The 13,435-nt window shown below is 35.1% G+C and carries 8 protein-coding genes; 4 read left to right on the top strand and 4 right to left on the bottom strand.

Translation table 11 applies throughout. From position 1 onward, the window contains the following. Positions 1-22: 22 nt before the first annotated feature. The gene (locus OIU83_RS01305; RefSeq protein WP_264204622.1) at positions 23-793 is read right to left on the bottom strand and encodes an XRE family transcriptional regulator; all 771 of its coding nucleotides are present in this window, start codon (positions 791-793) and stop codon (positions 23-25) included. An 87-nt stretch (positions 794-880) separates the two neighbouring features. Between OIU83_RS01305 and dinB the strand changes: the two genes are divergently transcribed. From dinB to OIU83_RS01285, 4 genes are all read left to right on the top strand, one after another. Beyond that, positions 881-2,062 (top strand): DNA polymerase IV, encoded by a 1,182-nt coding sequence (gene dinB / locus OIU83_RS01300; RefSeq protein WP_264204475.1) that lies wholly within the window; start codon positions 881-883, stop codon positions 2,060-2,062. Between the two features lie 6 nt (positions 2,063-2,068). Next, entirely contained in the window at positions 2,069-5,125 is a 3,057-nt protein-coding gene (locus OIU83_RS01295; RefSeq protein WP_264204474.1) for a DNA polymerase III subunit alpha, read from the top strand. Between the two features lie 60 nt (positions 5,126-5,185). After that, positions 5,186-6,562, top strand: a complete 1,377-nt coding sequence (locus OIU83_RS01290) for an exonuclease domain-containing protein (protein ID WP_264204473.1) — start codon at positions 5,186-5,188, stop codon at positions 6,560-6,562. A gap of 312 nt (positions 6,563-6,874) precedes the next feature. Next, a complete protein-coding gene (locus OIU83_RS01285; protein ID WP_264204472.1) occupies positions 6,875-8,629 on the top strand; it encodes a choice-of-anchor tandem repeat GloVer-containing protein in 1,755 nt (584 codons plus the stop codon). A 10-nt stretch (positions 8,630-8,639) separates the two neighbouring features. Here the strand turns inward: OIU83_RS01285 and OIU83_RS01280 are convergent, their stop codons facing one another. The 3 genes from OIU83_RS01280 to gwsS are packed head-to-tail and all read right to left on the bottom strand — an operon-like array spanning position 8,640 to position 13,258. Next, entirely contained in the window at positions 8,640-9,968 is a 1,329-nt protein-coding gene (locus OIU83_RS01280) for an HlyD family efflux transporter periplasmic adaptor subunit (RefSeq protein ID WP_264204471.1), read from the bottom strand. Further along, complete coding sequence (locus OIU83_RS01275; protein ID WP_264204470.1) at positions 9,961-12,174, bottom strand: peptidase domain-containing ABC transporter; 2,214 nt, start codon at positions 12,172-12,174, stop codon at positions 9,961-9,963. The genes OIU83_RS01280 and OIU83_RS01275 overlap by 8 nt, the downstream gene beginning before the upstream one ends. Next, entirely contained in the window at positions 12,167-13,258 is a 1,092-nt protein-coding gene (gwsS, locus tag OIU83_RS01270) for a grasp-with-spasm system SPASM domain peptide maturase (protein WP_264204469.1), read from the bottom strand. Before gwsS ends, OIU83_RS01275 begins: the two co-directional genes overlap by 8 nt. Between the last annotated feature and the right edge of the window lie 177 nt (positions 13,259-13,435).

Genomic DNA, 13,435 nt, shown 5'->3' with positions numbered 1-13,435 from the left:
CTTTTCTAGTCTTGTATTAATTTTATATTGAAATCTTAGTTTTAATTTCCATTATATCAATTTGCAATTTTCTAATGACAGATTCTAAAGATTCTGAATCACCCGCTTCTAATTTGCTATCATCTCCTCCCAGATGGGCAGCATATTCCCATATTTCAAGTATGTCAGATAACTTAATATCATAAGGATTATAATTGATATTATCAGATGATACAGTCAATGAATCCAGACCCTTTTTTTCCAGTCGTTTATAGGTCATTCCTTCATTGAAAGTAAGTAAGATATATGTTTTTCCTTTGCGTATTTCGCGCAGATTCTCAATATACTTGCCGACAATCCATGTTGTATTCTTATGGGGAGGCATCGAATCACCATCTATCGGAAAAGCTCTGAACTTTCCAGGTCCCAAATGAGGAAGTGAAATATGATTTAAACTTTCAATAAACTCTGGATCAGCGTAACCACTTAGATAGCCAGCTTTAGCCTTTTGCGTGACAACCTCAATAAAATTCTCGCCATCTTGACTTACAGTGATAGGTAATACTAGTCTATTACCTTCCAATTTCAATAGATCATCCATCGGGATTTTCCGAACATCCACAGAAAGTAACAGGTCGATACTAATATGATAATAATGGGCAATTTTTTTTAATATTTCATAGGGAGCTTCAGAGCTACCATCTTCATACTTAACGTATCTCCCTCGCGTTATTAGAAGACTTTCAGCGACTTTTTCCTGTGAAATCTTCTTTTTCAGCCTAAGGCTTCTGATGTTGTCGGAAAATAAAGACATGTCGATTTTGTTATAATTTGTAACAGCAAATGTAAAACATTTTGTTATAATCTGTACTAATTTTGTCATGTATAAAATGAGACGACGATGGAAAGAGCAATTGTACATATGGATTTAGATACTTTTTTTGTGTCCTGTGAAAGACTGGGGAACTCAAAACTAGAAGGAATTCCTTTGATTATTGGAGGTGGCGACCGTGGAGTGGTAGCCTCTTGCTCTTACGAAGCACGCACATTTGGAGTGCGTTCAGCTATGCCTATTAAAATGGCGCTTCGACTTTGTCCACAAGCAAGAGTGATGAAAGGTGACATGGAATTGTATTCTAAATTATCCCATGATGTTACCCAGGTTATTGAAGAGAAAGCCCCAGTTATGGAAAAGGCAAGTATTGATGAGTTCTATCTGGATATTAGTGGGATGGATAAATTCTATGGAGGTTATAAATGGACAAATGAGTTGGCTCAGTCGATTACTAAAGAAACAGGTCTACCAATAAGTTTCGCTTTATCTGTAAACAAAACCGTTTCTAAAATTGCTACTGGCGAGGGAAAACCGAAAGGGAATCTGGAGATAACCGAAAAAATGGTTCAGCCTTTCTTAAATCCACTATCAATTAAGAAAATCCCTATGGTCGGTGATGTTACTTTTCAATTATTATCCAGAATCGGTATCCGAACAATCCAGACGCTTTCAGAAATGCCTGCTGAGGTGTTGCAGCGAATGATTGGTAAAAATGGTGTCGAATTATGGAAGAAAGCCAACGGTATAGATAACAACCCCGTTGAACCCTATACAGAGCGTAAATCAATTTCAACAGAACATACTTTCACCCAGGATACAATCGATATCCAAAGACTCAAATCAATACTAGTGGGTATGGTGGAAAAACTGGCTTTTCAATTGCGATCTGAGCAGTGGTTGACTTCTACTGTAGTTATTAAAATACGGTACTCTAATTTCGATACAGAAACCAAACAATGCAGAATACAATACACTTCTGCAGATCATATATTAACTAAAAGTATTACCGATTTATTCGATAAGTTGTACCAACGTCGTATGCGTCTCAGATTGATAGGTATTCGTTTTAGTGGACTGGTTCGTGGTACCTATCAAATCAATCTCTTTGAGGATACAGAAGAAATGTTAGCATTATATCAGGCGATGGATAAAATGAAAAGCCGCTATGGTTTCGATGCCGTGATGCGTTGCGCCGGTGCTACATTCAAACCCAACAACAAAGCAGAAATTTTAAAACGTAAACACTAACGCATCATGTATCTTAATTGTCACTCTTTCCATTCGCTGCGTTATGGTACGATACCCTTGACTGACTTGGTGCAGCAAGCTGTGCAATGCAATGTGAAAGCTATGGCACTCACGGACATTAATACCGTTACAGGTATTTATGATTTTATCAAAGAATGCAAAACAGTAGCTATTAAACCACTTATTGGTATCGAATTTCGTTGCAATAATGAACTGCGTTATATTGGGCTAGCCAAGAATGCTGAAGGTCTTGCAGAAATGAATCGTTTTTTGACCAAGCATAATTTCGACAATACAGTTTTGCCTTTAGAAGCACCTGAATTCAAAGAGGTCTTTATAATTTATTCTTTTGAGAATGCTCCGACAACTTTGAAAGAACACGAGTATATCGGTATCCGTCCCGAAGAGCTTTCTAAATTATTTGGTTCCCAATGGAAACAAAGACTTGATAAAATGGTTATTTTTCAACCTGTTACTTTCCGGGTTAAAAAGGAATTTAATCTGCATAAAATACTTCGAGCAATTGATACCAATGTTATTCTATCGAAACTTACCGAAAACGATTATTGCAAAACATCTGAAGTGATGCTACCACTTGAAGAACTGGTTTCAAAATTCAGCGATTATCCTCAGATTATTGGTAATACCGAAAAAATTATAGACCAGTGTAATTTCGAATTTGATTTTAAAACCCCGAAAAATAAAAAGTACTATACCAACAGTAGAACCAGTGATATGGCTTTACTTACCAGTCTCGCTAAGCAAGGTCTTCTTTGGAGATATGGCACTACTAACACTCAGGCTATAGCACGAGTCGAAAAGGAATTAAAAGTAATTGAAGAACTGGAATTTAGTGGCTATTTTTTAATAACCTGGGATATTATACGCTATAGCAATAGTTGTGGTTTTTTGCATATTGGACGTGGAAGTGGAGCCAATAGCATCGTAAGTTATTGTCTGGGTATCACTGATATCTGTCCAATAGAACTCGATTTATACTTCGAACGTTTCTTGAATTTAAACCGTAAAAGCCCTCCTGATTTTGATATTGACTGGTCGTGGAAGGAACGCGATACCATACTGGAATATATCTTCAATCGATATGGTGCTGATCACGTGGCATTTTGCGGAACTAATGTAGAGTTCAAATACCGGTCTATATTTCGGGAAGTTGGTAAAGTCTTCGGACTACCCAAAGAAGAATTGGATATGCTGGCTAAAAATCCGATGGCTTTGCATGGTGGAAATTCAGTGGTAAAGTATATACAGGAATATGGCATGATGCTTGAAAAATATCCTAATCAGCGGAGTATGCATTCTTGTGGGATAATAATTTCAGAAGAGCCACTCACGAACTATACAGTACTGGAAATGCCACCCAAAGGCTTTCCGATTGTTTTATTCGACATGCATATTGCAGAAGATATAGGTTTTGAAAAGTTTGATATCCTTAGCCAGCGTGGTATCGGGCATATTGATGACAGTGTGAAACTAATCGAAAAGAATCGTGGTATTAAAGTAGATATACGCAATACTTCACTATCTAAAAATGAAGCCAATGCCAATCTATTTTTAGAACGTGGAAAAACAATTGGATGCTTTTATATTGAAAGCCCCGCCATGCGTGGATTGCTACGTCGTCTAAAATGTGACAATTATAAAACATTGGTTGCAGCTTCATCCATAATCCGCCCTGGGGTAGCTCAATCAGGAATGATGAAAGAGTATATATTCCGTCACAACTATCCTGATAAGTTTGAATATTTTCATGAGGTATTCAAAGAACAGTTAGGAGAAACCTATGGAATAATGGTATATCAGGAAGATGTTATTAAAATTGCTTTGTACTATGGAGGTCTGCCAGCTGCTGATGGAGATATTTTACGTCGTGCCATGAGCGGCAAGGGGCGTTCGAAAGAAGCTTTACAAAAAGTAAAGGACAACTTCTTTGCTTCTTGTCTGCAAAAAGGACATCCCATAAAATTAAGCGAAGAAATATATCGGCAGATAGAATCCTTTGCAGGATACTCTTTCTGCAAAGCACATTCCGCATCTTATGCCGTAGAAAGTTATCAAAGTTTATACCTGAAGGTACACTACCCTGTTGAGTTTATGGTTGCAGTTATAAACAATCAAGGTGGCTTTTATCGTACGGAGGTATACATTCATGAGGCACGAATGTCAGGTGCTATTGTGCATAATCCTTGTGTGAACAAAAGTGAGTATGAAACAAATCTGTATGGTATTGATATTTATCTTGGTTTGATGCATCTGGAAGGTTTAGAAACCAAAATAGCTCAGTTTATAGTCAAAGAAAGGGATATGCATGGGGAATTTAAATCCCTGGAAGACTTTATCAATCGCATTCCCATTGGAATTGAAGGCATCCAAATTTTGATTTTTATTGGTGCATTTCACTTTACGGGTAAAACTAAAAATCAATTACTGGTAATTGCCCGGTTAATACTGGTGAATTTTAAGCCGGAAAATAGAAATCTGATGCTCATTCAGGAACCCGTTAAAGAATATAAGCTACCTGTATTGGAACGCTCTGCTTTTGAAGATGCCTTTGACGAAATAGAACTATTGAGTTTTCCAGTGTCTTGTTCTCCTTTCGATCTCTTGCAAACGACATATAGAGGTACTATAATGGCTAAAGACTTGGTAAAGCACCATAAGAAATCGATAAAAATGCTCGCTTATCTGATTTCTCGAAAACATGTTCCTACCAAAAGAGGAACAATGTACTTTGGTACCTGGATCGACGTAGAAGGTGAATATTTCGATACAGCACATTTTACAGATTCACTGGAAAAATATCCCTTCCAAGGTGGAGGATGTTATCTGCTATTAGGAAATGTTGAGGTTGATTATCATTTTCCAACAATAACCGTTACCAAAATGGCTAAGATGCCCTTTATACCAGATCCACGTTATTCTAATACTAACGACAGGCAATTTAAAGTACATGAACATATTCGGGAAGATGTGAGTATGACACATCGCGCCCCATACCCACAAGAGCATGAATACAACATGCCACGCCATAAAATGGGACAGTGAAAATAAGATATTTCACATTGTCCCATTAGCAAGAATGCAAAAAATTACGTTATATAATAGATGAAAAAACTGGAATATGCCATAGTAGATATAGAAACCACAGGCGGTAATGCCAGTGGCAGCTGTATTACGGAAATTGCAATTGTAATCCATGATGGTACAAACGTAATTGACCGTTTCGAAACACTTGTAAATCCGCAGAAGGAAATACCTCTTCCCATCTTTGCATTGACTGGCATCAACAATGAAATGGTAAAAAATGCGCCGATATTCGATGACATATCAGAGAAGGTATTAGAGATGCTTACGGGGCGTGTCTTCGTTGCCCATAATGTCAACTTCGATTATTCGTTCGTTCGCCATGAATTGGAGCAATCTGGGTTTAAATGGACAGCAAGAAAACTATGCACCGTTCGGGCAGCAAGAAAAATAAGACCTGGGTTAGCCTCATATAGTCTGGGAAAACTTTGCCATTCACTTGATATACCTCTGGAGAATCGGCACCGTGCAGGTGGGGATGCAGATGCTACCGCCATATTATTTTTCCGACTACTGCAATGGGACGAAGAAGGCGAGATTGCAAAAATGGTAAAGATGACTGCACAAGACCAGCGCCTGCCTCCAAATCTGCCTCCCGCTGACTTTGAGCAACTACCTGAAAAACCTGGCGTATATTATTTTTATAATCAGGCTAAAAAAGTCATTTATGTAGGTAAGGCTGTCAATTTAAAAAAACGTGTCGCTTCACATTTTAGTGGGCACAAAATTACGCCCCAAAGACAGCATTTCTTAAGAGACATATATGCTATTTCCTTTGAGATATGTGCCACTGAGTTAATGGCACTGCTACTAGAGTGTACTGAAATTAAGAAACTTTGGCCAATATATAACAAGGCATTGAAGCGCTTCGAGGCAAAATTTGGACTTTACGAATATGAAGCACGTAATGGCTACAAGTATCTGGTAATTGGCAAGGTGAATAAATTTCAGAACTGCATCGAAGTTTTCAATACAATTTATGATGGCATAAACGTACTACAGAGTTTGACAGAAAAGTTTGAGATCGACTACAGGTTTTGTAAGTACTGCACCTCTACAGAAGCAGAATCTCCTCAACAACATGACCTCACAAATCTGCCTGCAATTGAGCATCATAATCAGCAAATAGAAAATGCCATTGAATATGTTTTAGAAAATAGGGCAAGCTTTTTTATTAAAGATAAAGGCAGAACGGCAGAGGAACGTAGTTTTATATGGATTGAAAAGGGGCACTTTTATGGAATGGGATATATCGCATCGGAGGTAGGAATTACGCAGCCATCGGAGATCAAGGATTATATTACACCCTATAAAAGCAATCATTATATCATGCAGCTAATCTATACGTATGCGGAGAAACATCCAGGGAAAGTTCACGGTATGAAAAAGGAAAGTTAATCAGCCTTATATTTACTGCTGGTCCAATCTTAATTTTTCCAATATAATCATTCTTATTTTCAGGGATAAATGCCAATACATTAGTACTTTAACTCTTTGATTGATTTTCTACTCATAACTTGTAAAAAGAATAACTTCACAAGTAATTCAGGATGGGTTTAAACTTGTAATCGGATTATATTTACTAGAGCGATAAATTAGTTTTGCAGCTTTAGATGGCAAAAAAGAATCCAGACAGATTATATTTAAATAATTGGAAAGTTTTGGTATATTACACCAGAACTTTCCCGTTTTAAATTAGTTCATTTCAATATGATGAAACAAAAATTACTCCTTATTTATTGTTTATTTTCTCTTACTTATGCTTCGGCTCAAAAAGAATATTGGGGACTGATAAATGGCACAACGGCAGCTACTACATTATATGGTAATGGATCTATTTTTAAGACAGATCAAAATGGCGCCAATCCCCAGCCTGTATATAATTTTGATTCAACGAACGGAATGAAGCCTTACGGCAGATTATTTGTCGCTTCTAACGGAAAACTATATGGTACGGCATCACAAGGTGGATATAATATACCTCAGACAGATAACACAGGTGGTGTTTTATTTGAATATGATTTAACTATAAACCGTTTTAAGGTTGTTACCTCCTTTGGAAACACTCAATTGCCTACTATGAAAAATCCTCAGTCTGGTATAATAGAGCCAATCAATGGAACACTTTATGGTGTAGCTTCAGGAGTAGGTATTTTTAAATATAATATGCTGAATGAAATCACTACTGTTGGTTCATTGGTAGTTAATCCTTACAACGGAATGAATGCATTTCCTAACAGAATAACAGGAGAACTTATAAGAGCATCTGACGGGAATTTATATGGCACAACTCAATATTACTCCTCCTGTCCTACATTAACCCCTCTTTTAGGATCCATAATACGATTTAACCCTTCTAATAATTCGTTTAGTTACATTTATCCTTTTAATTGTACCTATTACGACGGTGCAGGCCCAACAGGCTCATTAGTACAAACTGCATCAGGAAAGCTCTATGGCACAACAATGAGAGGTGGCGACTATGGTTATGAGAACAATAGCATTGGTGATGGTACATTATTTGAATATAATATAGCTACAAATACATTTACAAAAAAAATTAGTTTCAATGGCAATACCACGGGTTCTTTACCAGGTCCATTAACAGCTGGTCCAAATAATAAACTTTATGGAGTACTGACTGGTAAAGGAAAAAATCAGGAAAACCCCGAACAGGAAGTAAAAGGATCTTTATATGAATATGACCTTACCACTGGGAATATAACAGTTCTTCATTATTTCGCAAAAATAGGTAATGCTTACCCTACCGGACTCACACCAGCTCTTAACAGCTTGCTCTTATCATCTGACGGGAATTTATATGGTATAAACGGTCATGGTGTTTTTAAATTTAATCCCATCACTAATGAGGTAACTCTGACCGGAATGACCTCAATTGATTATTTTTATCCATCTGACAGCAGCGACCTTATTGAAATATGCCGTAAGCCTACTTATGAATATTTTGATGCTGATACACATACCTCCAACATCGGCGAATCTTTTACATTTGACATTAAAAATACAAATGCAACTTCTTACATCTGGAAAAAAAATGGAGTTGTACTTCCAGCACAAACCACCGGTATTTTGAATCTTACAGCAATGACCATTAGTGATAGTGGTGATTATACCTGCGAAATGCTAAACGAATGTGGTACAACCACCACTATGCCTTTGCATCTTACAGTAGAAGAAAATTTGGGACTAGAAGAAGTTATCGGTACGAAAAATAGTATCACACTCTATCCAAATCCAGTAACAAATATCCTAAATTTATGTATGCCAGAAAATAAAAATTTTGAGGTACAAAACCTCACAATCTGGAATGCATTGGGACAAAGGATGTATTCTGATACTCAAAAGTATGAACAAATTGATGTGAGTGGTTTTAGTCCAGGTATATACCACGTTCAACTCCATACAAATAAGGGAAGTTGGGAAAATAAATTTATAAAGAATTAATAACCCTTAATTATTTATTTGCAGACTCTTTAGTCTCTTTTTTGAGAGTATTTGATCTGCTAAAGATATCTCTGAATTGATAAAGCAGGCGCTCTATTAAACGTAAATCTTCTGTAACAATATCGGCTGTTCCCGTCATTTCTTGCTGGAAATATATTTTTTTGTTATATGATGTATTCAATCCTTCGGGCAATGAAACATCAATCAATAAATTGCCTTCCTTGTCAGGAGTCAGCGAAATATTTTCTACATTTCCATTGAGTACACCAAATTCACGATCTGGATAGTTAGCCAAACGAATATTTACTTTCTGACCTTGTTTTAGTTTACCGGAGTTTTGCGCAATTGCTTTTACTTTACCAATATAATTGGTCTCATTTCTAGGAATGACAGTAAATATATTATCACCTGAAGTTACACTTTGGTTTTCTTTCCAAACCTGTAAAAAAGATACTTCTCCTGCTATTGATGATCGTAATACATAAGCCAGTTCCCAATCGCCAATTACTTTCTTTAATTGGCTATACGATTGAATGGTATTCCTGAAAAGGTTTACTTCATCTTTAGTTTCATTTATTCTTGTTGTTTTTGTATTCTTATCCAAATCATTTATCGAAGATTTGGTTTGAGAAATGGAGGCATTTAAATTCCGTAATCCTTTTTCGAATTGTAGATAATCAAGATTTTTTGTGTCCCATTCTTGTGTCGCTATAACACCTTTGTCATATAGTTTTTGATATCGTGATATCTCATTTTTTTTTATTACTATTTCTTTATCTGCAATCTCTTTTTGTTCAACTAATAAAGATAATCTTTGTTTTAACTGAACAATCTCATAGCTTTGAGCATTACCTTCTACGGAATAGGGCTGTAAATTATTATTAAGTGTATAGGCAATATAATCTTTTTCAAATACAGTAAATGCCGCCCCAATATCTCCCAATTGTAAGCCTCTTAGTTTCTCAAAAGGGAACTCAAAATGTACATTATTAACTTTTAGTGTGTCAGTAATACTTTTCAGGTAAAAAACATCTTCATAATTAGCTGTGTTTTCGATAACAGCTAAGGGCGTGTGCTTATTTATATTCTGTTGATTAATAACTAAAATCTTTTCAAGTCTCCCTGAGCTTCTTGCGATAAGTTTCTCTGGTGGAGTCAAGGTGGTAATAGTAATATCAGTGGTAACAATATCAGGATATTTTATGATCCAAGCCAATAAAAATATCATTAACAGAATAATTAAAATAATGACATTACCCCAACGTATCATCCAATGAGGAACCCGGGTTAATATCTCCTGTACCTCTTCACTTCTTAATTCAATATCTTGATTAGGCATAGCTTAGTTGTAATTGGTTTTTTACCAGTTCATAATAATTACCTTTTTTCTCAATAAGTTCGTTATGATTTCCTTTTTCAACTATTTTCCCTTTGTCAAGAACAACTATCTGGTCTGCGTTCATTACTGTACTTAACCTATGAGCAATTACAACAACAGTTTTGCCCTTAAAAAAAGTATCTAATTTTTCTATGATTTCTTTTTCGTTATTAGCATCAAGAGCAGAGGTAGCTTCATCAAAAAATAACATTTCAGGATTTTTGTAAACAGCCCTCGCAATTAACAGCCGTTGTTTTTGTCCTGTACTCATACCAACACCTTCCATACCTATTTTTGTATTGTACCCCTGTATAAGTCCCTCTATGAAACTTTTGATATTAGCAACATCAGCTGCATATTGAAGTCGTTCTCTATCGATGATATCAACTCCTATCGCAATATTATTTGCGATAGTATCACTAAATATATATCCTTCTTGCATGACAGAACCAATATTAGCTCTCCATGTTTTTTGTGAGATATCACTAAGATTAATCTCTACCCCATCGGTTTTTGAAAGTAATATTTTACCATTCTGGGGTTCGTAAAACTTCAATAATATTTTCATTAATGTAGTTTTTCCACTACCACTAACTCCTACGATAGCAGTAACTTTATTTCTTGGTATATGTAAGTTTAATTCTTCTAAAACTAAGGCATCTGAGCCAGTGTACCGAAATGAGAGGTCTTTTATAAAAACATCTGCATCGTGTGGGAAATCGTGCGATTTATGGTTATCGCTCATTACTTCATCTTCCTTATCATGTATTTCGGCAAGCCTTGCTAACGATATTTTTGCATCTTGTGCTTCACGAATAAAACTGATCAATTGACCGATTGGCCCGTTTAGACTTCCTACAATAGTACTAATTGCCATCATCATACCAAGGGTTATTTCTCCATCAATAACAAGTTTTGCAGAAAGGAAAATAATGATGATGTTCTTAAGTTCGTTAATAAAATTTGAGCCAATACTTTGAGTTTGCTCAAGTATAAGTGCTTTAATTGAAACCCTGAATAATCTAGCTTGAATGTACTCCCAACCCCAACGTTTTTGTTTTTCGGCGTTATGCAACTTAATTTCCTGCATTCCATTGATGAGTTCTATAACTTTGCTTTGTTCTTGGCTTACCTCAGAAAAACGTTTATAATCGAGTAGTTCTCTGCGCTTTAAAAACAAAAGTACCCAGGCAAAATATAAAAAGCTACCTATGAAAAAAACAGCAAAAATTTGTAAATTATAATAAGCCAGTATTCCTCCCATTATAATTAAATTCACAAAAGAGAACAGGATATTTAAAGATGAGCTAGTTAAAATCCTTTCTATTCTGTGATGGTCATTAATACGCTGCATAATATCTCCTGTCATTCTTATGTCGAAAAAAGAAATTGGAAGATTCATTAATTTTATAAAAAAGTCAGAGATTAGGGATATATTGATTCTTGTTGATAGATGTAATAATATCCAATTCCTAACGAATTCCAAAGCTGTACGACCAAAGAAGAGAAAAAGCTGTGCAAACAGTATTAGGTTGATAAAATGAATATTCTGATTTTGAATTCCTACATCAACAATGCTTTGAGTCAGGAAAGGAAAAATAAGCTGTATTAAACTACTAGCGAGTAGCCCTAAAATAAGCTGCATTAGAAAAGACCTGTAACGAAGAATATACTTCGAAAAAAAACGAAAACTGAATGTTCTTTTTTCTTCTTTATCAAACTCTATTTCATAGAACTTCGGTGTAGGTTCCATTAACAAGATAATCCCTTCTTCAGTATCCTCTGTTGCATTATTCCCAATCCAAAATTTCAAAAAATCTTCTTTGGAATATTCCAGTAAACCATAAGCTGGATCCGATACATAAAAAGTATTTTTGCGCGCCTTATAGAATACAACATAATGGTTTTTATTCCAGTGTAAAATGCAGGGCAGTGGTGCTTCCTGAAGTTTTTTTAGTGATATTTTTACTCCTAATGTTCTGAATCCTATTTCTTCAGCCCCCTCACTTAAGGATAGTAAATTACTTCCTTCTCTTGTAGTTTCACTTAGTTGCCTAAGCTTTTCAATATCGAGTTTTCGTTCGTAATGTTTGGCAATAATTTTTACACAGGTAGGTCCACAATCTTTTTCGTCAGCTTGCTTATAAAAAGGAAACTTCTTAAGCATTTGTTTGTATCATTTTTTGCAACTCATAATATTCAATTCCTTTTTGTTTCAGCGGATTAGTACTCCAATCACTCCATTCGTTCGTATAGGGGTCATAGCCACACTTTAATGGTTTTGAATAAATATTTTTGGGATCTTCAACATAAGCCCGACAATCTGTGCAGATATGACGAAACTCACAATCTTTACAGACATTTATTTTTTCTTTACTGATTTGCCAGTGTTGTTTAAAATTTATATCATCAAATGCCTCCTGCAAGGTGGTATTTTTTATATTTCCGAAACTTGTTGGCATTGCTGGACAATTTTTTATTTCTCCAAGTTTATTTATTGAAATTTTTTTGTTTAAACATGAATTAAAGCTTAAAGACTCTAATACCTTATCTCTGTTTACTTCAAAATATTTAGTATCAATAACTCCGCAATGCAAAAAGCTGGTTATTTCCTTATCAATAAAAGAAATGGGGAAGTAATTCTCTTCAACACTTTTTTGTTTATCCATTGCATTATGGATAATCACAGATGTAATACGGGTGTTATATGTAACAATTGTCGGAAGAAAGCTGACCAGCTCTTCAGAATAGCTTAGAACAAGTTCAATAGATCTAAAGTTGCCACCGTTTGTGGATTGTAGTAATAATATGAAGTTTGATAGGTCAATTTTTTCATAGCAAATCACTTGTAAATAACTGCAATGTAAATTCTCTAAATCACTTATTATTCTATCCAGATAAAGAATACTTTCCTTTCCGAATTCTAGAACACAATTATTGATTGAGGATGGCGAACGAAATGTCTTATTCATATCAATAAACTGATCAAATTCATTGTAATCAGTTATAATTCCAAAATCATTCGCAAGCAAATAATTAAGATATTCATCTATGATTTCCCTGTTATCTTCTCCATACATATCAAATACGTCTGCGAGACTTTTTTTTTTATTTAAATGATTTATAACCTCATGCATTGAATCTGGTATTGTTGTAAAATAGTCTCTCCCAATATCAATTATTAAACTCCTGTTGAATCCTTTTACAACTAAACAGTTTGTGAAGATTTTAAAATATGAATCAGTGTACATAATTGTAGATTATAAAAAACGGGTTATTGGTTTATAAAATCTTTCTATAATAAGATTACCATCGTTATATTTTTTTGAAATAGTAACAGGCAAACTTTTGGAGCTGTTATTTTCCCTTAGAACTAAATTTTTATTATATGATAACGGTAGACTCCGTCTATGATCATCAATATATTT

The sequence above is a fragment of the Flavobacterium shii genome (assembly GCF_025847235.1).
Lineage (GTDB): Bacteria > Bacteroidota > Bacteroidia > Flavobacteriales > Flavobacteriaceae > Flavobacterium > Flavobacterium shii.
Note: the sequence above shows the minus strand (reverse complement) of the source record. Positions and strands in the feature narration are given on the sequence as shown.

Coding starts and splice junctions, on each gene's coding strand:
- OIU83_RS01305 (WP_264204622.1), bottom strand. CDS start 793: ATGTCTTTATTTTCCGACAACATCAGAAGCCTTAGGCTGAAAAAGAAG.
- dinB (WP_264204475.1), top strand. CDS start 881: ATGGAAAGAGCAATTGTACATATGGATTTAGATACTTTTTTTGTGTCC.
- OIU83_RS01275 (WP_264204470.1), bottom strand. CDS start 12,174: ATGCTTAAGAAGTTTCCTTTTTATAAGCAAGCTGACGAAAAAGATTGT.
- OIU83_RS01280 (WP_264204471.1), bottom strand. CDS start 9,968: ATGCCTAATCAAGATATTGAATTAAGAAGTGAAGAGGTACAGGAGATA.
- OIU83_RS01285 (WP_264204472.1), top strand. CDS start 6,875: ATGATGAAACAAAAATTACTCCTTATTTATTGTTTATTTTCTCTTACT.
- OIU83_RS01290 (WP_264204473.1), top strand. CDS start 5,186: ATGAAAAAACTGGAATATGCCATAGTAGATATAGAAACCACAGGCGGT.
- gwsS (WP_264204469.1), bottom strand. CDS start 13,258: ATGTACACTGATTCATATTTTAAAATCTTCACAAACTGTTTAGTTGTA.
- OIU83_RS01295 (WP_264204474.1), top strand. CDS start 2,069: ATGTATCTTAATTGTCACTCTTTCCATTCGCTGCGTTATGGTACGATA.